Annotated in this window: 18 protein-coding genes; 15 read left to right on the top strand and 3 right to left on the bottom strand. The window is 49.3% G+C overall.

The window, feature by feature from the left end:
- Nucleotides 1-13: 13 nt before the first annotated feature.
- A complete protein-coding gene (locus ACM9J1_RS06010; RefSeq protein ID WP_415581101.1) occupies nt 14-2167 on the bottom strand; it encodes a TonB-dependent receptor in 2154 nt (717 codons plus the stop codon).
- Nucleotides 2168-2322: 155 nt separating this feature from the next.
- On the opposite strand from ACM9J1_RS06010, the gene ACM9J1_RS06015 reads away from it, so the two are divergent.
- The 10 genes from ACM9J1_RS06015 to ACM9J1_RS06060 all read left to right on the top strand — a co-directional run bounded on the left by ACM9J1_RS06015 (nt 2323) and on the right by ACM9J1_RS06060 (nt 8319).
- Nucleotides 2323-2781: a YciI family protein gene (locus tag ACM9J1_RS06015; RefSeq protein ID WP_415581103.1), complete on the top strand. Its 459-nt coding sequence runs from the start codon at nt 2323-2325 to the stop codon at nt 2779-2781.
- Nucleotides 2782-2841: 60 nt separating this feature from the next.
- On the top strand, nt 2842-3237 hold the full coding sequence (locus tag ACM9J1_RS06020; protein ID WP_415581105.1) for a hypothetical protein: 396 nt from the start codon (nt 2842-2844) through the stop codon (nt 3235-3237).
- A gap of 141 nt (nt 3238-3378) precedes the next feature.
- Nucleotides 3379-4662, top strand: a complete 1284-nt coding sequence (locus ACM9J1_RS06025) for a chloride channel protein (protein ID WP_415581107.1) — start codon at nt 3379-3381, stop codon at nt 4660-4662.
- A gap of 70 nt (nt 4663-4732) precedes the next feature.
- A complete protein-coding gene (locus ACM9J1_RS06030; protein ID WP_415581109.1) occupies nt 4733-5266 on the top strand; it encodes an IS1096 element passenger TnpR family protein in 534 nt (177 codons plus the stop codon).
- 92 nt (nt 5267-5358) lie between these two features.
- Nucleotides 5359-6417 carry a nucleoid-associated protein gene (locus tag ACM9J1_RS06035; RefSeq protein ID WP_415581110.1) on the top strand — a complete coding sequence of 353 codons (1059 nt, stop codon included), beginning with the start codon at nt 5359-5361 and terminating at the stop codon, nt 6415-6417.
- A gap of 191 nt (nt 6418-6608) precedes the next feature.
- Entirely contained in the window at nt 6609-6848 is a 240-nt protein-coding gene (locus ACM9J1_RS06040; RefSeq protein WP_415581112.1) for a hypothetical protein, read from the top strand.
- A gap of 135 nt (nt 6849-6983) precedes the next feature.
- Nucleotides 6984-7316 (top strand): ArsR/SmtB family transcription factor, encoded by a 333-nt coding sequence (locus tag ACM9J1_RS06045; protein ID WP_415581114.1) that lies wholly within the window; start codon nt 6984-6986, stop codon nt 7314-7316.
- 11 nt (nt 7317-7327) lie between these two features.
- Nucleotides 7328-7786, top strand: coding sequence for a DUF6428 family protein (locus ACM9J1_RS06050; RefSeq protein ID WP_415581115.1), 459 nt, complete (start codon nt 7328-7330; stop codon nt 7784-7786).
- Nucleotides 7770-7904 carry a hypothetical protein gene (locus ACM9J1_RS06055; protein WP_415581117.1) on the top strand — a complete coding sequence of 45 codons (135 nt, stop codon included), beginning with the start codon at nt 7770-7772 and terminating at the stop codon, nt 7902-7904. Before ACM9J1_RS06050 ends, ACM9J1_RS06055 begins: the two co-directional genes overlap by 17 nt.
- Nucleotide 7905: 1 nt before the next feature.
- Nucleotides 7906-8319, top strand: coding sequence for an arsenate reductase ArsC (locus tag ACM9J1_RS06060; protein ID WP_415581118.1), 414 nt, complete (start codon nt 7906-7908; stop codon nt 8317-8319).
- A gap of 13 nt (nt 8320-8332) precedes the next feature.
- On the opposite strand, the gene ACM9J1_RS06065 is transcribed toward ACM9J1_RS06060, so the two are convergent.
- Nucleotides 8333-10399, bottom strand: a complete 2067-nt coding sequence (locus tag ACM9J1_RS06065; protein WP_415581119.1) for a CotH kinase family protein — start codon at nt 10397-10399, stop codon at nt 8333-8335.
- 138 nt (nt 10400-10537) lie between these two features.
- Here ACM9J1_RS06065 and ACM9J1_RS06070 point away from each other — a divergent pair, with 138 nt between their 5' ends.
- The 5 genes from ACM9J1_RS06070 to ACM9J1_RS06090 are packed head-to-tail and all read left to right on the top strand — an operon-like array spanning nt 10538 to nt 19983.
- Nucleotides 10538-11428, top strand: a complete 891-nt coding sequence (locus ACM9J1_RS06070) for an ABC transporter ATP-binding protein (RefSeq protein WP_415581121.1) — start codon at nt 10538-10540, stop codon at nt 11426-11428.
- A gap of 5 nt (nt 11429-11433) precedes the next feature.
- Nucleotides 11434-12267 (top strand): ABC transporter permease, encoded by an 834-nt coding sequence (locus ACM9J1_RS06075; protein ID WP_415581123.1) that lies wholly within the window; start codon nt 11434-11436, stop codon nt 12265-12267.
- A 16-nt stretch (nt 12268-12283) separates the two neighbouring features.
- Nucleotides 12284-14584, top strand: coding sequence for a choice-of-anchor L domain-containing protein (locus ACM9J1_RS06080; RefSeq protein WP_415581124.1), 2301 nt, complete (start codon nt 12284-12286; stop codon nt 14582-14584).
- Between the two features lie 26 nt (nt 14585-14610).
- Nucleotides 14611-19065, top strand: a complete 4455-nt coding sequence (locus tag ACM9J1_RS06085; protein ID WP_415581126.1) for a T9SS type B sorting domain-containing protein — start codon at nt 14611-14613, stop codon at nt 19063-19065.
- A 3-nt stretch (nt 19066-19068) separates the two neighbouring features.
- The gene (locus tag ACM9J1_RS06090) at nt 19069-19983 is read left to right on the top strand and encodes an alpha/beta hydrolase (protein WP_415581128.1); all 915 of its coding nucleotides are present in this window, start codon (nt 19069-19071) and stop codon (nt 19981-19983) included.
- Between the two features lie 53 nt (nt 19984-20036).
- On the opposite strand, the gene ACM9J1_RS06095 is transcribed toward ACM9J1_RS06090, so the two are convergent.
- Nucleotides 20037-23021: a fibronectin type III domain-containing protein gene (locus ACM9J1_RS06095; RefSeq protein ID WP_415581130.1), complete on the bottom strand. Its 2985-nt coding sequence runs from the start codon at nt 23019-23021 to the stop codon at nt 20037-20039.
- Nucleotides 23022-23456: the final 435 nt, after the last annotated feature.

Consider the following 23456-nt stretch of genomic DNA (forward strand, 5'->3'; position numbering starts at 1 on the left):
TCGGCTTTCGACTTTACAAATTATCCAACTGATTGCTCTTCTTGTCGTCCGAAATCGTCCAAAAGAAGCCCACGAAAAAGAAACGGTCCGCGGTCGGTCGGATGGCACGACGCTCATAAATGCCGTTTGCGTTGGCCGTGTCCGCGTATTCGTAGCCAAAGATATTCTGGTTGCCCAACACGTTCGACACCGAAAAATACAGGATTTTCTGCGCCGATAATAGATATGCCCAACTCACGCTCATGTTGTTGTAGCTTTTCGTCCGGCTCGCCATGAACGCCGTGTCATTTGGGTTATTGAACGGTCGTCCCGTAGCGAAACTATTGCTCACACCGAGTTGAGACCGCCAACTGTTGATCCAGTATTTCGTCACGACAGAAAGGCTGTGGCTGGCCACGAAGTTCGGCGTTACCGAGGTCGGAAAATCCTTGTAGTCGCGCTGGGTATCGATGAACGAATACGAAACCCAGTATTCCAGATTGCGGATGTTGTTCCCGTCGCGCCAGAATACGTCGATGCCTTTGGCGTAACCCGAGCCATCGTTATTGTAATCAAGCGGCTGGCTGTCGCCGGAAAACTTAACCAAATCGCGGTATTCCTTGAGGTACGTTTCCAGACGAAATGTTTGTTTATTGCGGCTATATTGGTAATTCAAGATATAATGCCGTGCACGCTCGTTGTCGAATTGATGAAAATCAGAAAACTTCAGGTATTCGGCACGCGGCGCCTGGCTGAATTCACCGTAAGCGAACGAAAATTGCCCTTTGCGCTTGATTTTGTAGGCCAGCGACACACGCGGCGATACGGTGGCTTCACCCAGAATGCTGTTGTGCGACGCCCGGATGCCGATTTTGGCCGCGAAGTTCTTCGATAAGAAAATGTCTCCTTCCGCAAAGGCTGCCGCCAGATTGGCGTCGTAACCGGTTGCGAACCGGTCGCCGGCGTTTTGCTGATATACTTCATCAAATGCCGTGACGAAATAATCCGCGCCGAAAGACAGTTTGAACCGATCCGAAAAATTCTTGCGGAGTTTCACTTTCAAGTGCAGCGCGTTCTCGTCGTTGTCCACATCGTCCAGATTGAGCCCTATGGTATTCTTGCTGTAACCGTAGCCCAAGCCGGTGAACAGTTGCCATTCGCCCGGCAAATCGCCCAAATAAGAACTGTTGAGATAGAAGTTGTTGTTCTGCAGATCCACGCGGTTTACGTAAGGCGCATTGACGGTTTCCTGATCCACATCAAAACGCGCGGCATCGAAAGCCGCATAAACCTTGAGCAAGCCTTTCTCGAATTGGTAGCGGTAGACCGTTTCGCCGGAAAGCGACTGATACGGCCTGTTCCATTCCACGTCCTGCGGAATCGCGACCTGATACGGCGCCAAGTCGATATAGGCCGTATTGACGGACAGTGAACTCTTTTGCCATTTCTTGGTATGGCCGAACCCGAGCCCGACGGTCATCAGCGAAATATCGGTTTTGTTCTGGTCTGGCTCATCCTGCGTGTTCAAAAGCAATACGCTGGACAAGGCTTCGCCATACTCTGCTGAATAGCCGCCCGTGGAAAAGGAAATCCCGCTGAACAGAAACGGGGAAAAACGACCGCGCGTAGGTAATTCATTGGTGGTTGCGCCATACGGTTGCGCCACACGGATGCCATCTACGAACGTCTGGGTTTCATCGGCCTCGCCGCCGCGCACGTACAAGCGGCCATCTTCGCCCACGGTTTGCGTGCCCGGCAAGGTTTGCAACGCCGCTACGATGTCGCCGGCAGAACCAGCAGTAGTAACAATATCCAGTGGTTTGAGCACCGAAACGCGTGCCTTATCTCCGGCCTCAAAAGTTCCGGCGGTAATCACGACCGCGTCGAGTGTATTGACACTTTCCTTGAGTTTGACGGTTTGATTGGTGGCATTTTCAGCCTCGATTTCGGTCCTGGAGGTTTCATAGGCGAGGAAACTCACGACCAAAACCTGTTTGCCTTTTTCGGACGTCGTAAAAGAAAACTGGCCTTTTTCGTCAGAACTGGCACCGTCGTAACTACCGTCGATGTAAATGTTGGCGCCGGGAATCGGGTTGCCTTTCATATCGGTAACTTTGCCCGAAACGACGGATTGTGCAAAACATGCTAAAGACAGGAGAGAAAACAGTGTCGATAAAATTGATTTCATTTTGCTTGATTTGATGCGGCAAATATCTTTCGGGACGTAAACCTATAAAATAATTCCTGACCGAATTGCAGAATTTTCAGGATGAATTGTAAACGAAATCGTATCTTGGACGACCAAATTCCCTGGAATTAATCCACACCAAAAACAATATTATCATGAAATTACATCTTAAACATTTGCTGCTCGTGTTGTTGCTGGCCGGCGGTTCGGCCGTTGCACAAGACGAAAGTTACGATCCAAAATTGGCCTTGAAGCTCGGCGCGGATGCTTACGGCATGAAGAACTACATTTTGGTTATCCTGAAAACCGGCGACACCCAAATGGAAGACAAAGCCAAGCGCGACAAGATTTTCGCCGGACACATGGAAAACATTAAGAAAATGGCCGAATCCGAAAAATTGGCGGTAGCCGGGCCGTTCGGTAAAAACGAGAATGCGTTCCGCGGATTGTATATCTTCAATGTGACGTCGATGGAAGAAGCCAAAGAACTCGTGTCGTCTGACCCTACAGTTGCGGCCGGTTTGCTCAAGGCCGAATATTATCCTTGGTACGGTTCGGCGGCGATGGGTCAAGTAAATGAAATCCACAACAAAATCGCAAAGGAAAAATTCTAACCGATTGATTTCACGCGAGCGATATTTTTCTATCTTTGAAAGAAACTAATTAAAACTACTATGAAATACGTTAAGACACTGGCCATTGCGATCTTGTTTTTGATGGCCGTACCTGCATCTGCACAAAGTACGCTAGACAAATGGCCGGCGATGAAAACCTTCCACGAAGTGATGTCCAGAAGTTTCCATCCAGTAGAACAGGGCAACTTTGAACCGCTGAAGAATTTTTCGCAAACCTTGGCCGACAAAGCCATGGAATTGTCCACGAAGGAAGTGCCACGCGAAATCAAGACCGAGCGGCTCATGGAAACCGTTAAAAGACTGCAGGTGAAAACCCAGGAAGTCAATAAACTTGTGAAAAGCAACGCTTCGAACGACGCGCTGAAAAAATCAATCACCGAAGCGCACGATATCTTCCACGAAATCGTCGGGCTTTGCACCAGCGAGAAACATTAAAAAATAACTGAAATACTTTAAAGCCGCTTGATGCGGCTTTTTTTTGCTGTCGGGCGCAATGCCAAAGCTTTCCTAAAAATAACATCCGTTTCTGGCGTTTTTAAACACCCGATAGTAACTTTGTAGTTCTTGCCTTCTGCCATGACACATTCCCAGATCAAGCGGCGCCGCTCACTCATCAAATTCCGGAAAATCACCGTTGCTTCAGTAATTATCGGATGTCTATCGGCATTATTGGCCGTCACGCTCAAGCATTTGACCGACCAATATGAACACCGACTCTTTACACAAGCGTCGCTGCATCCGTGGCTTTTTGTATTGTTGCCGTTCATTGGGCTTGGGCTGATTTCTTTGCTGCGCGAATACTTGTTTGAGAAGAAACCGAACAAAGGCATCACCGAAATCTTTGAATGCACACAATCGAAAAAGAAAAACCTTCCAGCCTATAAAATCCCTTCGCATTTCTTCAACGGCTTTTTGACCGTAGTTTTCGGCGGTTCTACAGGCATCGAGGTGTCTACGGTTGTTGCGTCGGCGGCAGTCGGGTCGGTCGTGCAACAAAAGGCCAATTTCTTCCGCGAATACAAAACCGAATTGATCTGCGCAGGCGTGGCTGCCGGGATCACCGCATTGTTCAACAGCCCGCTCGCAGGAATTTTCTTTGCGTACGAAGTCATTTCGCGTAAAATCAGTAAAACCTTTGCGTGGGCGGTTGCTGTCGCCATCGCATGTACGTCCGTGCTTCTTTACTATTTGGCCGAACCCAGACTGTTCGACATCAACCCTACCGGATGGTATTATCGTGCAGTTCCGTATTGGCTGATATTGGGTATCCTGGCGGCACTGCTCTCGATTTACCTCACGCGTTGCGTCCTGTTTTTCAAGAGCCGGTTCCAGCCGATCAATGCGCGACAGAGAATGGTCATCGGCGGCGCAATTCTTTCGTTGTCGTTATTGGCATTTCCGGCTTTGTACGGCGATGGCTACCACGCGCTGAAAACGATGTTCATCACGCCAACAACAACATTAACACTACCGGTTGTTTGCGCCACATTGGGGGTATTGTTATTGAAACCCATTGTCACGTCGGCCACGTTGGCTTCTGGCGGCGATGGCGGTGTTTTTGCGCCAAGCTTGTTCTTGGGTGCATTTCTCGGATGGCTGTCCGCGATGTGCGCCAATGCGTTTTTTGGCGCCGACGTTGTCCCGCTGAACTTTATGTTGGTGGGCATGGCGGCGGTTTTGAGCGCCAGCATCCATGCGCCGTTGACTGCTGTTTTCCTGGTTTGCGGCCTCACGGGCAACTATGTATTATTCGTCCCGATACTTGGCGTCAGCCTGCTGTCAAAATATGTCGCAAAGGCAGTGTACCCGCACACGGTGTATTCCATCCACAAAATCGCGGCGCAAGTACCATCGCGGTAATTTGTTGATTTCTTTTTTGCCGCCAACCCGATATTAATTTTACCTTTGCGCTTCCTATAATTTTTTTGTTATGATTTACAAATTCAGGGTGATTCTGGACACCGAAGAAGACGTGTTCAGGGACATCGCCATCGCTTCGGACGACTCGCTCGAAGACTTGCACAACGCCATTGTCAATGCCTTTGGTTTTGATGGTTCTGAACTCGCCTCATTCTACACCTGCGACGAAAGCTGGAACCAGGAAGACGAGATTTCGCTCTTCGACGGCGGCGACGTTCCCGGCGAACAGAAAATCATGTCGGATTACGCGCTGAGCGAATTGCTCAATGAAGACCAGACCAAAATCATCTACGTGTACGACTTCATGAACATGTGGACGTTTTTCGTGGAATTGGCCGCGATGGAAGAACCGCAACCGGGCGAAAGTTATCCGTCAACGCTTTTTGCACACGGTGAAATGCCTGCCGATGCGCCCGAGAAGGAATTCGGCACCGACGAGAATGAATTCGATTTCGACGATGACGATTATGACGAAGACGACCTCGATGCTTTCGGCGACAACGAGAATTTTGAGGATTTCGGGTTTGAGGAAAACTGGAATTAAACCAATTAATAATGAACAATTAATAATTGTCATTCTGCATCCAATTCCAACCTTCACCCTTATTCATTATTAACTATTAATTATTCATTGCATTGATCAACTTATACAACACGCACATCGAAACCCTTTCCATCCACCGCGTTGGAAATAAAAGCCGTAATGAATCTGTGTTTTTGTCGGGCGAACCCTATGCGCTCAACGATGAAATCGTGCCACTGCTGAAAGAGTTTTTCCTGAAGCCGTTCCGCGATAAGGAGGAGAATTACTACCAATTTGCGCACGAAGTCGACCTGGATTACAACGACATGTACAAATACGCCTCGGAGATTTTCGAACATCCGGAGAACGTGCATGAGGTGTCGAAGAAAATCACGCAACATTTGTATGAGCAAAGCGGGCATCCGCACATCAAAAACGGCGAAGTCTACGTGGCGTACCTGACGCATTTGTCTATCGATAACCAGAAAGTGGACGCCGTGGGCATTTTCAAAAGCGAAATCCAGACGGACTTTTTGCAATTCAGCGAAAGAGGTTCGCAACTCGAAATGATCTTGCAGCAAGGCATCAACCTCAACAAACTCGACAAAGGCTGTTTGATCTTTAACCATAAAAAAGACGAAGGCTACAAAATCCTGACGGTAGATTCGAACCGTTACGACGCGCGTTACTGGCTGGAACATTTCCTCTCGGTGGATGCATTCGAGGACGAAAACTTCATGACCAAGAAATACCTCAAATTCTGCCAGAACTTCGCGAAAGACGTGGTTTTCCCTGCCGAAGACAAAAAAGAGGAAGTCATGTTCATGAACCGCTCGGTGAACTATTTCGCCAAGAACGACCAGTTCGAGGAAACCAATTTCCTGAACGAAGTGCTCGACAACCCGGACTTGGTTCCCGAGTTCAAAAGTTACAAAGTGGACAAAGGCCCGAAATTCTCGATCGAGGACGTGACCACATTCCCGATTGCGAATGCTGCGGTAAGCGACGCCAGAAAATCCATCAAGAACGTCATCAACCTGGATACGAACATCCAGATCAAGCTCGATTTCATCAACCCGGAAAGCGCGGAGAAATTCGTGGAAAAAGGCTGGGACGAAGAAAAACAGATGTACTACTATTTGGTCTACTTCAACAAAGAACAGAAAAGCTAGCCAGACGTAAGTCGTTAAAAATCAAATCCGTAAATCGGCGGCACTTGCCCATGACTTGCGGATTTTTTCTTTTCCTAGGTCAACATTTGTAGTCCTTTTCTGTTGTTTCATAGTGTTTTTAGGTAATTCATCGGATTTTTTTTGGAAGTTGAGTCGGCTCTTGTATGTTTATCATCCCAAACCTACAGAACATGAAATCAGTAACTTACAAGGAGCATTCTCTGGCCGGACGCCTTTTGTGCACATTGTTTGGCCACAAATTCGTCACCACCAAATACGTCACCAATCACTTCAAGGAATTCGAGTGTAAAGTGTGCCACCTCCAAGTCACCAACGATGATGTAGGACGAACCATTTCCCTTACCCAGGAACACCGTGAAATCAACGAAACGCTGATCAACTTGTACCAGCGGCGTCATTCACACGTTTAAAAAGGCTCAAATTGTCATTTATAATCCCTGCTTCGGCGGGGTTTCTTTTTTTATCCGATAACAACACAAAAAAATAATCCTAAAAAATTTGGTTGCAATAAAGTTTATCGTAATATTGCAATATAAAAATCAATCATGGGCGCAACCAAGACCGAACATTTCACCGACAAGCAAAACCAAATCGCCAACCTCGCCAAAGCGCTCGGGCATCCTGCACGCGTGGCCATCATAGAATACCTCATGGGCGTTGACACGTGCATTTGCGGCGACATCGTGAATGTGTTGCCTCTCGCCCAGCCTACGGTTTCCCAACACTTGAAGGAATTGAAAACCGCCGGCCTGATCAAAGGAAATGTGGAAGGAAACGCCATTTGCTATTGTATCGACGAAAGCGGCTTGGAAATCCTACAATCCTATTTCAAAACCGTTTCCGGACATCTGGAACAAAAGAAAAATAACTGTTGCTAAATAATTCCATCATGAAACTATCAGAAATCAAACAACTGCTCACCACTGTCGATACGGTAAATTTCCAACTGGAAAATGGCACCTTCGTGCCGAAACATTTCCATGTGACCGAAATCGGCATCGTCTCCAAACATTTCATCGATTGCGGCGGTGTGGTCAGGACCGAAAAAGTCGTCAACTTCCAATTGTGGGACGCGAATGACTTTGATCATCGGCTCAAACCCGGGAAACTTCAGAACATTATCGCATTGTCCGAAAAAGTCCTCGGCATCGAAGACCTAGACATCGAAGTAGAATACCAGTCTGACACCATCGGGAAATACGACCTCGGGTTCAACGGCCAAAACTTCCTGTTGCTGGCCAAGAGAACAGCCTGTCTGGCAGCCGACCATTGCGGCATCCCGAAAGAAAAACTGAAACTATCCGATTTGGAAACCTCATGCTGCGGAACCGATGGAAACTGCTGTTAACCTCTTCGTCAAATACAAAAGGCCCATCGTGATCACGACTTCCGTGATCGTATTGCAATTGCTTTTTGGCTGGGATCCGAAATTCTTTATCATAAACCTCATCTGGCTGCTCGTGTAATATGAAGAAAATACTTATCCTTTGTACCGGCAACAGTTGCCGAAGCCAAATCGCGGAAGGCTATCTGAGGTATTTTGCACAAAATAAAGCGGAAGTTTACAGCGCGGGCATTGAAACCCACGGCGTAAACCCGCGTGCGATTGCTGTGATGTCCGAAGACGGCATCGATCTGTCAGGCCATACGAGCAATCACGTAGACGAATATGCCGACATTGAATTTGACTTCGTCATTACCGTTTGCGACAACGCCAAGGAAAACTGTCCGTTCTTCCCGTCGAACGCCCAGAAATTTCACCATAATTTCCCTGATCCGGCCAAAGCGACCGGAACCGAAAGCGATATTATGGAAGTTTTCCGGAATGTCCGCGGGCAAATCAAGGAATACAGTCGCCGTTTTGTCGAAGAAAACCTATAACGCAACCATCACCTCAGTGGATGACCACTAGTTTCACGGGTCTGTAAGCGATACCGTTTACGATAGGCTTGCATAAGTATACGCCATTGGCCAATTCGGCCACCGAGAACGACCCGTCGCGCGCCGGTGTGGCCATTTTCACGAGTTGGCCCGACACGTCATAAAACGCCGCTTTATCGACCGCGCATGTCGACGCTAATGACAATTGAAAAGTGTCACTCGCCGGGTTTGGATAAATCTTGGCATTCTCGGGGTTGCGAGGCCCAATACTAAGCGCACAGTCATTCGTCGTACCGGGAATATTCGCATCGAGCCACGCCGTACGCAACAAAAGCCAATCCTTGAATTTGGCGATTTGACCGGCAAAAGTGGCCGGATCCTGTTGGACTTCGGGCGTTCCGGTATTTACGCCGAGATTGCCCCAGCGGTCAAAATGTCGCGCCTGCGATTCCTGGAGCAATGCGGCTGTGTTGTCAATGTACTGCAGCAGCGCGGCATCGCTCATGAAAGATGTGCGGAACGATTCCCAGCGGCAGCGCAATTTGTTGGCGAATGCCGGATCTTGCAACAAGCGGATATGCCAGCCTGGCGACGCCACATCAGGATTGCAATCATTGATGTCATACGCCCAACCTGACCCGTCTGTGGCTTCAAAAATGGAACAACTCCAGATGTCTTTATACGCCCAATCGAAATCCCACACCGGACCAAGGGCGAGTTTAGACAGTTCGGAATCACTGTTGTCTTTGTCTTTGTGCATCCAAAAACTCTTGCGGAAACCGTCGATATTCCGGGCCAGTTCGTTGACGATGAAATAATCGATGAACGAATCCGTATCAATATATTTTGCATAACCCGTGGCGGTGTCGGAAAAATTGTTTCCGTACAAGGCCGTTTCGAAATCATTGATGAACGTCTGGATGTAGGATTGTTGCTCAGGCGTGATGTTTTCGGGCTTCGGGTATTCGTACACCAGATGCACGTCGCGCTCCGGATGGCCGATTGGGGTGAATTGTGTTTGCCAACTGTCGTCCCAATTCCAGTAGTCGCATTTGAGGATGTAGCCGCCGGTGACGTCTACCCCTGCATTTTCATCAGCGTCGAGTTTGGCGATGTCGATTCTTTCATTATCGCGTTTAAGCGCCTCCATGAGCATATAAACGCCCTGATAATCGCCATTGAGGACGACCTCGCAATATTGGCTTCTTGCAGCGTAATGACCCATTTGCCGGAACAGCTCATAGGACATGGTGTTGCGCATGAATACTTTGTCATTGTAGTTGGAAATCAGCGTCCAGTCGTGTTCCTCTGGCATTCCGAGTAACGAGAGATCCAACTCCTGCCCTTCTGTATCGTAGGTTTCGAATTTATAAGGCTTTTGCGGCAGCGACTGCGAATAATTCCCGCGGACTTCAATCCCGATGTTGTAGGCCGTACCCGTGCCGTTAGCAAAATTGGGCAAGCCTTGGTCGTTGCTGATGATGGTCATCGTGGCCGGCACTTTCGGGTCGTCCAAGATGGGCTGCCCGTTGGTATTGAGTATGACGATGGGCAAATTGGACGACGTAAAGACGAATGGCGTGGCGGCATTTTCGCCGAATTCGATGCTCCAGCCCAAAACCGAACCCGTGTCGGCATCCGGATACGTATCGAGAATCCGCAAAGTCCAAACGCCGTTACCGCTTTGCCCGTTGTTGACATTGCCGAGCGTTTGCTGCGGACGGAACAATCCCGTAAACGGCGCGCTGCCTTGGTTGATGCTTTCACCCGCTTCCTGACTCAAACAAGTTCCGGAAAAATTGTCGCCGTCGCCACCGAGCCCGGAGAAAAGGTTTACGGGTGTGCCGTCGGGCGCGATGAGCGATACGTTCAAATCTGAATCCCAAGTGTGTGTGATGTTGAGACAAACCTTGACCAAACCAAAGCTTGCACCCAGCGGCGTTGACAGCCCAAAAACGGGCACGCTGTAATCGTTGAGTTGTCCGTCGTCCGAAATTGGGCCGGTAGTGCCGTTGAACGTTTGGCCGAAAACCAAGGCACCGGTGAGCAACATGCCTATTTGGAGTATTTTTCTAAACATCGAAGAGGAATTTTGAAAGCAAATATAGCCAAATCAAGACCTTACCGGTTATTTTTTCGCGTGGGAACTTTTTACCGCTTTCTTCGGTAACAATTTTTTATCTTGGTCGTCAAGCAACCGAACCAAAAAAACCAACATTTGGAAACCATCTTATCCATCAGGAATCTCCACAAGAAGTACGGACGCGTACACGCGGTGAACAATGTTTCCCTCGAAATCGAAAAAGGCAATGTATATGGCATCCTCGGGCCAAACGGCAGCGGAAAGTCGACCACACTGGGCATCGTCCTGAATGTGGTCAACAAGACTTCCGGCGACTACGCCTGGTTCGGCGGAAAAATGCAGACGCACGATGCGCTAAAGAAAGTGGGCGCGATCATTGAACGCCCGAATTTCTATCCGTACATGACCGCGCGTCAAAATCTGGAATTGGTCTGTAAAATAAAAGGCGCACCCTACAGTAAGGTCGCCGAAAAACTGGAACTTGTAGGCCTGATCGAGAGACAGGACAGCAAGTTCCGGACGTTTTCACTGGGTATGAAACAGCGGTTGGCCATTGCATCGGCGCTGCTCAATGACCCGGAAATCCTAATCCTGGACGAACCCACAAACGGCCTCGACCCGCAAGGCATCCACCAAATCCGGGAAATCATCAAAAAAATTGCGGCGCAGGGCACGACCATTCTGCTGGCATCGCACCTTTTGGACGAAGTGGAAAAAGTCTGTTCGCATGTGTTGGTACTGAGAAAAGGCATCATCCTGTATTCTGGCCGCGTAGACAGTATGCTCGAAGGGCAATCGTTTTATGAATTGGCCGCCGTCGAAATGCGGTCGCTTAGGGAAGCATTGCGGGATTATCCGGAAACACAATCGGTAGAAGAACAAGATGGCCGCATCATTCTCCGGACGAAAAATTCCGTAAGGCCAGATGAAATCAACCGTTTCCTGGTATCGCGCAATGTGTATGTCACGCATCTGGTCCGCCGCCAAAACACGCTTGAAGAGCAATTCCTCGAACTTACCAAATAATCATCATGAAAAGACTTCTCTCCATAGAATTCCAGAAAATCTGGAAAAACCGCGCGAGCCGCGTTCTGACACTGACCTATTTCATCCTATTGTCGTTCATCGCGCTCATTGCTTCCATTAAGTTTGACATCGGGAACTTCAAATTGCACCTGGCCGAAATGGGCATTTTCAACTTCCCGTACATCTGGCATTTCAATTCGTATATGGCCGATTATTTCAAGTTCTTCCTCGCGATTGTCATTGTCTCCATGATGGCCAACGAATACAGTTACGGCACGCTCAAGCAAAACCTTATCGACGGCATGAGCAAGGAAGAATTCATCAAATCAAAGTTTCTCACGGTAGTGGTTTTCGCGCTGGCATCAACGGTTTACGTTTTTGTGATGAGCCTGATTCTGGGCTTGTGTTTCTCATCGTACAAAGAACCGGGCATCATTTTTTCGGAAATGGAATACCTGCTGGCGTTCTTCGTCAAACTGGTGGGTTTCTTCTCGTTTTGTCTTTTCCTGGGCATTTTGGTGAAACGCTCGGCTTTCGCGCTGGGTTTCCTATTGGTCTGGTACATCGGCGAAGGCATTGCTTATGGCTTGATGCGCTGGCAGATTTTCAATGAAAAAACCGCCGATACCATTGCTTCTTTCTTCCCGTTACAATCCATTTCCAACCTGTTGGTGGAACCATTTACAAGGCTTTCGGTCATTAAAACGATGCAGGGCCAGATCGGGATGAACAACGTCAAGGATTACGGTGTGCATTTTTGGTCGATTGTCATCGTACTCGTATGGACTGTTATATTTGTGTTAATCTCATACAAACTGCTGAAAAAACGCGATTTGTAGTATCTTTGCCGTTGCTATGATACAAAGGGCAAAGGCACGATTTTATTGGATTTTCGCTTTTATCCCGACCGGATTATTCGCACAGAACATCCAGGTGAACGACACCTATTCCGCACAACAATTGGTGCAGGATGTCCTGATTGACAGCCCGTGCGCCAACGTGTCGAATTTTGCCGTGAGCGGCGATACTTTTTCGGCCGGGCAACAGAGTTTCGGCTATTTCACGAACACTTCACCGCTTTTTCCGTTTACCGATGGTATCGTCCTGAGTACGGCGCGGGCGGTGCGTGCCGAAGGCCCAAACAACAATTTGGTGGACGAAGGCTCAACCTCGTGGGCCGGCGATCAGGATCTCGAACAAGCGCTTGGCATCGGCAATACGTACAACGCGACTGTACTGGAATTCGATTTTACGCCGTTGTCCAGCCAGATTAGTTTCGACTACATTTTTGCTTCTGAAGAATATTCGGGAACGGCGCCTTGCCGCTATTCTGACGGTTTTGCATTTTTGCTGAAACCGGTCGGGAGTTCGCAACCCTATCAAAATCTCGCGGTATTGCCCAACACCAACACGCCGGTTTTGGTGACGACCGTACATCCCGAAATCAGCGGCAATTGCCCGGCGATCAACGAACAATATTTCGGCGGATACAACGATTCGGCTTATCCGGTGAATTTCAACGGGCAAACAGTGGTCCTGACAGCGAAAGCGACCGTCATTCCCGGAACGCCATACCACATCAAACTGGTTATCGCTGATGAAGAAAACATACGGTACGATTCTGCGATTTTTCTGGGTGGCGGCAGCTTCAGTGTGGGCACAGACATTGGTCCGGACCGATTGTTCGCGACAAATAACCCGGTGTGTCAAGGCGACACCGTAACGCTTGACGCCACCGAATCGGGCACCAACACCTACCAATGGTTTAAGAACAGCAATCCCATTCCCGGCGCCACGAACGCCACATATACCGTTACCGATTCCGGGACCTATACTGTGGACGTGAATTTGGGCGGAACCGGCTGCATTGCCCAAGGCGAAGCGGTTATCGAATATGCGGCCCTGCCCGTAGTCAACGACCCGACCGTGCTCATACAGTGTGACGATAATAATGATGGCATCTCGACCTTTGACCTGACGAAAGCCAATGCTGTTGTGACTTTTGGTGACAGCTCCCTGGGCGTTACGTACTATCCAAGCCTCACCGATGCGCAGAATGGGACGGACGCCATAGCCAATCCGACAGCTTATTCAAACACGTTGGGCAGCAGCCTGGTCGCTAAGGTCGAAAACGGTTTTGGTTGCGCGAATTACGCAACGGTGAACCTTCAGATCGCGAACAACGCCATCGCACCGCAAACCCCGGTTTCCATTTGTGATGCGGATGGCCCGGAAGACGGATCTACGTCTTTTACATTCAGTACACAAGTAACGCCGCAAGTGCTGGCCGGGCTTCCGGCGGGTTTGTCTGTTTCGTATTTTGCGTCATCGTCTGATGCCATACTGGGGCAAAATCCGCTTCCGGACAATTTTACCAATACCGTGGCGTTGCAGCAAATCGTCTATGCGCTGATTGTGAACGGCCCGGATTGTTACGGCATTGTCCCGGTGACGCTCGTGGTCAACACCTTCAACCCGAGTGATTTTCAGGACGAAATCGTTTATTTATGCGACAATACACCTGTCAGTATTGGTGTTTCCGCTTCTTTTTCGGCCTATCTCTGGAACACATCCGAGACGTCTAATAGCATTACCGCTGCAACGTCTGGCTCCTATTCGGTGACCGTGACCGATGCCAACGGCTGCTCGGCGACAAAGAATTTCACCGTCATTGCATCGCAAGTTGCACAAATCACATCCGTAGACATCGCCGATTTTTCGGGCAACAACAACACGATAACCGTGAATGTAACCGGAAATGGTGCTTATGAATATTCACTGGATGGCGCCAGCTGGCAAGATGCCAATACCTTCAGTCCGGTATCGCCGGGAGAATATCGTGTGTATGTGCGTGATAAAAACGGATGCGGAACGACACCGCCACTGTCTGTGGTCGTACTGGATTACCCCAGATTCTTCACACCCAACGGCGATGGTTTCAACGATTTGTGGCAAATCAAAAACCTATTTTTAAGGCAAGGCGCTACCCTTAAAATCTTTGACCGATACGGGAAATTGCTCAAATATCAGGATGCCAATACAAACGGTTGGGACGGCACATATAACGGCACAGCACTGCCTGCAACAGATTATTGGTTCGTACTGACTTTGGACGACAGGACAATTGTTAAAGGCCATTTTTCGCTCAAAAGATAAAGTCCGAATTTCTTACATTTGACATCATGAGAAAATGGCTGTCTGCACTTATTTTACTGGTTTCCGTGACCGCGCTGGCGCAATTCAGCAAAACGCATTATTTGCCGCCATTGTCGTCGTCGCCAGACGTTGTTCCCGAAGATCAATTCCTCTATATTTCTACCCCAAGCCTCGCGCCGGTCAGTTTTAGGATCATCAGTTTAGGCGGCGGTGTAGAAGAAGGCACCGTTTCCCGGGATCAGCCCTATGTATCGTTTATCGGTTTCGGGCAAGGCACCCAACTCGATGTGAATAGCGATCTCGTTAGCACCGTCATGTCCGACAAAGGTTTTATCATCGAAGCCGAAGACTTGATTGCGGTATCGGCCCGGGTGATTGCAGGAAATTCAAACCAAGCCGGGCTTATTGTTTCCAAAGGATTGGCGGCGCTCGGCACGCAATTCAGGATTGGTGCTTACCTCAATACACAAGCACCGAGTTACGGCACCGTACATTACACTTTTGTTTCGATATTGGCCACCGAAAACAATACACACGTCTCCTTCAGCGGCATCGCTCCCGGCGTAATCCTCCACAACAACCAACTCGCCGGAAACGCACCCGAGGATATTGTCTTGGATAGCGGCCAAAGTTTCGTGATGGCGGTAATGGGGCCAACGGATGCCAATCGGAGCGGCCTGATCGGGTCATTGGTTTCTTCGGACAAACCTATTGCCGTGAACTGCGGCTCGTTTGGCGGAACGAATGGCGAAATGGGAAACCTCGACCTCGGCTTTGACCAAATCGTCTCGAGCGAACGAACCGGAAAAGACTATATCTTCATACGCGGCACCGGGCAAGATCCTGTAGAACGTATTTTATTGATTGCCCATGAAGATGATACCGAAATATTCCTCAACGGAGATATTCTTCCCGCGACAACACTGGATGCAGGACAGTATGCCTCTTTGACCGGAAATTACTATGGACCACAAGGCAACTTATACGTCCGCAGTACCAAGAATATTTTTGCTTACCAAAGCATCGGTGACGACGGACGAACCGATCAGGCCAACCAGGAAATGTTTTTCGTGCCGCCGCTGAGTTGCCAGACACCAAAAGTCATCGACAACATCCCAGACCTCAACTTGATAGGCGATCGGGTTTTCGACGGGCGCGTCACCATTGTGACCCAAACCGGATCGGCCTTGAATTTTGTCCTTGACGGCGTGCCTTACACTTTGGCCTCGCTCCCATTTGGGGTGAACATAGACGGTCCGGCAGCGGTTACCGGTAACACCGGATATGTAACCTACACCATTACCGGACTGTCCGGAAATGTTTCCGTATTTTCTACCGGGCAATTGTATCTCGCATCTTATGGTTCCAGTAACGCGGCAACCTTTGGCGGTTTCTATTCCGGATTTACCTTTAAGCCTGAGGTTTCTTTTGACCGCCTGGATCCTGAACAATCGAGTTGCATCCCGAACAGTTCACTATCGGTGAGTACGGCCACGGCATTTGATGCCTTCCAATGGTACTACAACGGATTGCCCATTCCAGGCGCTACAAACCGCGAATTCACACCGCTTTCACCCGGCTACTACTATGTAGAAGCGACAATTTCAGACTGTGGTGTAACGCTTACTTCAGACGAAATCCCGGTGAGCAGTTGTCCGCCAGACATGGATAACGATTCAGCGAATGACAACATCGACCTTGACAATGACAACGACGGATTGACCAATTGCACCGAGTCTTTTGGCGACAAAGATTGGAATCTCACCAACCCGGCGGCGGGAAGTATCACTTTAGGAAACTACGCCAATTCATTTACAGGCATTTTCCCGGCGGCCAGTGGAACACCTGCGGCCATTCCGTTTCAGGGCGATGCCAACGGGAAATTCGTTACCGAAGTCACAGCCGGAAAAGGAAACTCGGTAATTTACAAAATGACGTATGCCCAACCGGTAAGCATTGCCATGACGTATGTGTCTTCGGCAGATGTCACCGATTGGATCGATTCCGACGAAGAATTTGTGGTAAGCGTTCCCGATACGCAAAGCCTCACCATACTCAACCCGGACAACCAATTGCTGATTGACACCAATTTCGATGGCATCTACGAAAGCGGCGTTACAGAATTTTCGTCGTTCGAAATACGGTTCCGCGTGGACGGAGGCGCGCCATTGGCTTCGGGCAGCGGCACGTTCAGCATTCGGTCCCATTTGGCGAACTCACTCACGTTTACCCACAAAAACCTGCTGGACACGCAAGCCAATCGGGCCACTTTCAGGATTGTAGCGACTTGCCTTCCCAAAGATTCCGACGGCGACGGCACTCCCGATCAAATCGATCTGGACTCCGATAACGACGGCATCCCGGACCAAATAGAATCTCAAGGGCAGAATTACTCGGCTTTGTCTGGTTCGGACGACGACGGAAACGGCATCGACAATATTTTTGGAAACGGGATTTCCGCATCAGATTCAGACAACGACAGTTTTCCGGATTATTTGGATCTGGACAGCGACAACGATGGCATTTACGATCTGTTTGAATCTGGAAGCGGCGCGCCGGATGCCAACAACAACGGCGTCGTTGATGGTAACGCAGCGTCTTTTGGCAACAATGGCTTGTTTAACGGCCTGGAAACCGGCACAGACAGCGGTGTCTTGAACTACACACCAGCCGATACGGATGCCGATGGGCAATTCAATTCCGTGGATGCAGATGCCGATGGCGACTTATGCAGTGACGTCCGTGAAGCCGGTTTTGCCGATGCCAACAACGATGGTTATCTGGGTAACGCGAGCAATCCGTCCGTAAACACGAGCGGCGTGGTCACGGGCGAAACCACCGGATATACGGCACCGAACCCGAACTATTTAACGCCAACGCCAATTGACATCGTAACGCAACCTGTCGATGTCTTAACCTGCGAAGCGCAAAGCGCGGTGTTCACCATAGACACGAATCCGGGCGTAACCTACCAGTGGCAAGTGTCCACGAACGATGTCAGTTTCAGCAACCTGCCGGAAACGGCCGTCTATTCGGGAACAACCACCAACCAATTGACCATTACGGCCACGACCGCCGCCATGGATGGATGGAAATTCCGCGTGGTTTTGGATCGTGGTGGCAATATCTGCGGCGCACAATCATCAGTGGTAACGCTGGACGTCCAGCCGTTGCCGCCATCGGTCACGCGAACACTGATTCAATGCGACACCGGCGCGAGCCCTGACGGCATTACCATCTTCAATCTGGATGAAGCGGCCAACGCGCTCACGGGCGGCGACACCAATCTTTCTGTCGTGTATTTTGAATCGCTTTCGGATGCGCAGAATGACACGAACGCCCTCGCAAATGACTATACGAATCTCTCCAACCCGCAGTCGCTCGTGGTAAAAATCACCGACAATACCAGCGGATGTTTCAGTTACAGTACGCTGATTTTGTCAGTCAATAACTTGCCGAATGTCACGGTAAACCTTCCAGAGCAATGTGAAATCTTCGGCCAGGAAGACGGGTTCCTGTTTTTCGACTTGACCTCGGCCAGTATTCCGGTATCCGCCGGGCAAAGCATCCGTTATTATCAAAACGAAACCGATGCTTTGCTGGAACAGAACGCCATCGCCAACCCTACCAACTACCGGAACCTGTTGCCTTACACGTCGCAAACGGTTTACGCGCGCATTGAAAGCGGGAATGATTGTTCGCGGTTGTATCTCCTCAACATCAAAGTCAATCCGTTGCCGGACATTGACGACAACCCGGAATTGGTTCCACATGTGGTGTGCGTGAACGCGACGACCTTCACTACGACGATTGATGCCGCATTACAAGATGGCAGTTCGCCGAGCGATTACACTTACCTCTGGTATTTCAACAACGTACTGATTCCCGGCGCCAACGGTTATACGCTGACGGTCTCGGCCGAAGGAAACTATACCGTAGTTGTTACCGATGCCAACGGTTGCAGCAAGACAAGGAACATTCCGGTCATCGCCTCGAGCCAGGCCATCATCGAGGACATCGTCATTACGGATTTGTCCGACGACAATACCGTCATCGTCACGCTTTCGTCCAACAGTTATGGTGATTACCTGTTCGCCATCGACCATGAAAACGCGATGCAGGCCTCGAACATCCTGACCAATGTGCCCGCCGGAATTCACACCGTTTATGTAAAAGATAAGAACGGATGCCCAACAAGCAGCCAAATAATTTCTATATTGGGCATTCCTAAGTTCTTCACACCCAACGGCGACGGATTCAACGACACTTGGAACGTGAAAGGCGTCAGCAGCCGTTTCCATGCGGGTACGTTGACTTTCATTTACGACCGTTACGGCAAGTTGCTGAAGGAAATCGGAGCGGCCGGAAACGGTTGGGACGGCACATACAATGGGCAACCGCTGCCGTCTGACGATTATTGGTACGTCATCAAATTTGACGACGGCCGAACCTATAAAGGACATTTCGCTTTAAAACGATAAGCAATGAAAAAACGTTTGACTTTGTTACTGCTGCTCACCATTGCTTCGGCATCGGCGCAAATGGTTCCGGAAACGGGTTCCATCAAACATTACGAAAAGTTCGAATCGAAGTTCATCGAACCGCGCAACGTTGACATTTGGTTTCCAGAAGGTTACAACCCGAAAGAACAATATGCGGTGTTGTACATGCACGACGGGCAAATGTTATTTGACGCGAACAAGACCTGGAACAAACAAGAATGGCAAATTGATGAAGTCGCCGGTGAATTGATCCGGCAGAACGCCACGAAAAAATTCATCGTTGTGGGCATTTCCAATGTAGCGGGCGTAAGACACAGCAATTATTTTCCGCAAAAACCTTTTGAATCACTCCCGAAGAAAACACAGGATTCGCTGTATGCACTCAAGCGCGATGGGCAACCCCTGTTCGGGACGAAAGTAAGTTCAGACAATTACCTTAAATTTATCGTCAAGGAACTCAAGCCTTTCATCGACAAAAATTTCTCGGTAAAATCTGGCCCAACCGACACATTCATCGGCGGTTCCAGCATGGGCGGATTGATTTCGATGTATGCGGTTTGCGAATACCCAGATGTTTTTGGCGGCGCGATGTGCTTGTCTACACATTGGCCCGGTGTCATGGAAAACGAAAAGACCAATCCGATCCCGAAGGCTTTCTTTGACTACATGACCGCCAATATCCCGGATCCGAAAGTCCATAAATTCTATTTCGATTACGGTGACCAAACGCTCGATGCCGTCTATAAACCATACCAGTTGAAGGCTGACGCCATCATGGAAGCCATCGGCTACACCGATAAAAACTGGATGACACGCGAATTTAAGGGTTTGGACCACTCCGAAACTTCCTGGGCGGTACGCGTTGATCAACCGTTGTTCTTCTTGTTAGGGCTTTAAAGCAAAAGGCCACTCCCAAGAAAGAAGCGGCCTTTTGAAATGAAAAACTATTACTACTCTTTTACGATCCGGAAGGTCTTGGCGCGACCTTCAGACAAAACTTTTATTAAGTAAACGCCTTCCGCTACATTGGTAAAGTCAATGGCAACACTGGATTGATTCGGTAGTTCAGTCTTCACGATTTGCCCTAGTACATCCACAACCTCAACTTGGTCTATAATGTCTTCATGACTTAAATACAACCTGTCCTTCACCGGGTTCGGATGCCATTCCAGCGAGGTGATCTCGGCAGTTACTTCACCCAATGTGGCAGCACAGGAAATGTAGCGTATCCTGTCAACATCCGCGGTGCCGCAAGACGCATCGGTATGCAAATAATAACGAATGACACCGGCGGTGCTACCCGAATCCCATAACAATGGCGATGCGCCGTGCGCCAAGGTGGTAGTGGCATTCACGTCCATGATCGTCACATAATCAGTGTCCACCGAACTGCTGAACGTGTATTGCCGGTTCGCCACGACATTCACGCGCGAATACTCGCCGGCATAGGCGTTTGAGACAATGATTTGGTTGCTTCCTGTGCAGTTGGGCGTAAATACCGAACTGGGGAATTCGCCGTATGGCGCTTCCGTACAGCCTGGAAGCGGTTGCGCAGACGTAGTGAATGTTCCGGCCGTGGCGGTCCAGACACTAGGCGTACCGCCGCAATTGGTGCGTACCCAAAAGTAATAAGTCGTTTGTGGCTGTAAGGACGAAAGCACCGCAGAATTGGTCGCTGCAGTACCCGTTGGGACAGTAGCGGCAGTTGGTGCGGTAGCCGACGTGCTTACGTAATACTGATAACCATTCGACGGTTGTGGAAACGCCGTTGCCCAACCCAATTGTGCGCCGTTGAATGTGACGTTTGTGACCCACACGCCGGCCGGTGCATTACACGGTGGCGGCGTCTGGCAACGGATGTAGCGTCCGCGATCTTGGTTTTGCTCGCCGCAGCCCGCGTTTGTATGGAAATAATACCTGATGACACCACTGCTGCTCCCCGAGTTCCAAACCAACGGTGTCGTGCCATAAGCATAGGTCGCCGTTGCATCCTGATTGGTAATGGTAATGTAATCGGTTTCGACGTCGCTTTGGAACGTGTACTGTCTATTGGCAACGATATTCACCAACGAATATTCGCCCGCATAAGCATTGATTACGATCAACTCGTCTGAACCGTCACAAGATGGCGTAAAAGTGGCGTCCGGAAACTGGCCGAACGAGGCGTTGGTGCACCCGGGAACCGCCACAAGCGTAGTGAACGTTCCCACTGCCGACCAAGCACTTTGGGTAGATGAACAATCAGAACGTACCCAGAAATAATAGGTTGTATTGGCCGACAATTCAATCAACGTTGCCGACACACCAGACACACTGCCTATGGGAATTGTACCGGCATTAGGAGCGACACTGGATGTACTGAAATAGACATCATACTGCTCTGGCGCCGGAACGGCAGCGGTCCAACTTATCCCGGCTGAGTTACTGGTTATGCTGAAACTGATCAAACCAGACGGCGGATTGCATACCGCTGCCGCAGTCGTAAAACTTCCGCCCGATACCCAGTTGCTTGTTGCCGAACCGCAGTTCGAACGCACCCAAACGTAGTATGTCGTAGAGGCACTTAATCCATTGAGTGTTGTATTGGTGAGCGCAGTACTTCCCGATGGCGTCGTGGCACCTGTGGGCGCAATATTGCTCGTGCTGTAATAAAACTGGTAGCCGCTGGCAGGACTTGGTGTTGCCGCCGACCAATTGATCTGCGCCGTACTGCTGGTGATATTCGACTTCGTGATATTGGAAGGCGCGTTGCAACTGGCTCCTGTTGTCGTGAAACTTCCGCCAGAAACCCAGACACTTTCCAAGGCGCCGCAATCAGACCGTACCCAAAAATAATAGGTCGTTGAGGGCGATAAATTGTTGATGGTGGCTGCAGTTGCATCAATATTTCCGTTGGGCGTTGTTCCCGCGGTTGGCGCCGTAGCCGATGTACTGATATACACATCGTACAATGACGGATTGGATGAAGAAGCCGTCCAACTGATGGAAGCGGTTGAACTGCTTACATCAAAACTCAACAAATTCGAAGGCGGAAGACAACTGGCCGAACTGCTACAGGTGATAGAACGGGTTCGATCGACGTTTTCGCTATCGCAGGCAGCGCTTTTATGAAAATAATAGCGGATTACGCCTGAGTTGGTTCCGGAGTTCCAAGACAACGGTGTCGTTCCTTTCGTCAGGAGTGTGTTTCCGTCTTGGCTGGTCAATGTGATATAATCTGTAGCAACAGAACTGGAAAACGTATAGTTGGTATTGGCCGTAATGGCCACGTTGCTGTATTCCCCTGCGTAGGCATCGATTGCGATATTTTCTGCTGTTCCGGTGCAGGCAGGCGTAAATGTAGCTGGAGGATGCAATCCGTAGGTGGCAACATTACAAAACTGTCCGTTCAAAGTAGTAAAAGAGCCTCCAAATAACCACGGGCTAAATATATTGAAACCGCAAACAGACTTTACCCAGTAATAATAGGTCGTGTTGGGTTGTAGACCATTCAAGGTAACACTCGTGTTACTGACGTCAAATGCATTGATGGGTGTAGCTCCGGTGGTGTTATAAAAATACTGGTAGCCATCCGATGGCGTTGGTGAAGGTGCCGTCCAAGACAGCAAGGCAGAATTTCCTGTTATCGCACTCACCGACAAATTAGAAGGCTGGTTACAAATGGTTGCCGCCGTCGTAAAAGAACCGTAATAGATCCAAATGGTATTTTGGGTGCCACAGCTCGACCGAACCCACCAATAGTAAGTGGTATTTTGGTTAAGGTTGTTGATCACTTTACTACTCGTCAAGGAATAACCTGTCGGAGGCGTTGAATCGTTATTGAGCGGCGGCGTACTGGTCTGACTGATGTAATATTGATAACCATTCGCAGGCGCCGAAACAGGTGGCGTCCAATTCAGCGTCGCACTGGTATTGGTGATATTGGTGGTCGTCAAATTTGTCGGCGCGGCGCAAAGTGAGTTGTAACTTGCGATGGAATAATTATAATTCGCAGTTGAGGTATTGCAATTTGCGGAAGTGTGAACGTAAAATCGAATAACCCCCGTATTGGCACTGGATTCCCAAAAGAGCGGAGAACTTCCATAACCATTCGCTAAAACTAAAGAACCGTCTTCATTGGTAATGGTTATAAAGCCTGTATAACCGTTGGACGCTTGATTTTGAAGCGTTGACACGAAAGTGTAGTACTTATTGGGCAATATGTTCACCTTGGCAAAATGACCCGCACTAATGCTTTGAATGGTTTCAAGATTACCTGAATAATTGGGCGTAAAGGCTGAATTAGAGCCTGTTCCATTGGTACACTGTGCTGTAATTGTTGTTGAAAACAAAAGCGCACTGACAAGTAAGGCAATTGCATTTTTTTTGTG

This window comes from Flavobacterium longum (assembly GCF_965137575.1).
Lineage (GTDB): Bacteria > Bacteroidota > Bacteroidia > Flavobacteriales > Flavobacteriaceae > Flavobacterium > Flavobacterium longum.

What these genes read in the sequence shown, in the direction of transcription:
- ACM9J1_RS06010 (WP_415581101.1), bottom strand. Translation starts at nt 2,167, where the DNA reads ATGAAATCAATTTTATCGACACTGTTTTCTCTCCTGTCTTTAGCATGT.
- ACM9J1_RS06015 (WP_415581103.1), top strand. Translation starts at nt 2,323, where the DNA reads ATGAAATTACATCTTAAACATTTGCTGCTCGTGTTGTTGCTGGCCGGC.
- ACM9J1_RS06020 (WP_415581105.1), top strand. Translation starts at nt 2,842, where the DNA reads ATGAAATACGTTAAGACACTGGCCATTGCGATCTTGTTTTTGATGGCC.
- ACM9J1_RS06025 (WP_415581107.1), top strand. Translation starts at nt 3,379, where the DNA reads ATGACACATTCCCAGATCAAGCGGCGCCGCTCACTCATCAAATTCCGG.
- ACM9J1_RS06030 (WP_415581109.1), top strand. Translation starts at nt 4,733, where the DNA reads ATGATTTACAAATTCAGGGTGATTCTGGACACCGAAGAAGACGTGTTC.
- ACM9J1_RS06040 (WP_415581112.1), top strand. Translation starts at nt 6,609, where the DNA reads ATGAAATCAGTAACTTACAAGGAGCATTCTCTGGCCGGACGCCTTTTG.
- ACM9J1_RS06045 (WP_415581114.1), top strand. Translation starts at nt 6,984, where the DNA reads ATGGGCGCAACCAAGACCGAACATTTCACCGACAAGCAAAACCAAATC.
- ACM9J1_RS06050 (WP_415581115.1), top strand. Translation starts at nt 7,328, where the DNA reads ATGAAACTATCAGAAATCAAACAACTGCTCACCACTGTCGATACGGTA.
- ACM9J1_RS06055 (WP_415581117.1), top strand. Translation starts at nt 7,770, where the DNA reads ATGGAAACTGCTGTTAACCTCTTCGTCAAATACAAAAGGCCCATCGTG.
- ACM9J1_RS06060 (WP_415581118.1), top strand. Translation starts at nt 7,906, where the DNA reads ATGAAGAAAATACTTATCCTTTGTACCGGCAACAGTTGCCGAAGCCAA.
- ACM9J1_RS06065 (WP_415581119.1), bottom strand. Translation starts at nt 10,399, where the DNA reads ATGTTTAGAAAAATACTCCAAATAGGCATGTTGCTCACCGGTGCCTTG.
- ACM9J1_RS06075 (WP_415581123.1), top strand. Translation starts at nt 11,434, where the DNA reads ATGAAAAGACTTCTCTCCATAGAATTCCAGAAAATCTGGAAAAACCGC.
- ACM9J1_RS06080 (WP_415581124.1), top strand. Translation starts at nt 12,284, where the DNA reads ATGATACAAAGGGCAAAGGCACGATTTTATTGGATTTTCGCTTTTATC.
- ACM9J1_RS06085 (WP_415581126.1), top strand. Translation starts at nt 14,611, where the DNA reads ATGAGAAAATGGCTGTCTGCACTTATTTTACTGGTTTCCGTGACCGCG.
- ACM9J1_RS06090 (WP_415581128.1), top strand. Translation starts at nt 19,069, where the DNA reads ATGAAAAAACGTTTGACTTTGTTACTGCTGCTCACCATTGCTTCGGCA.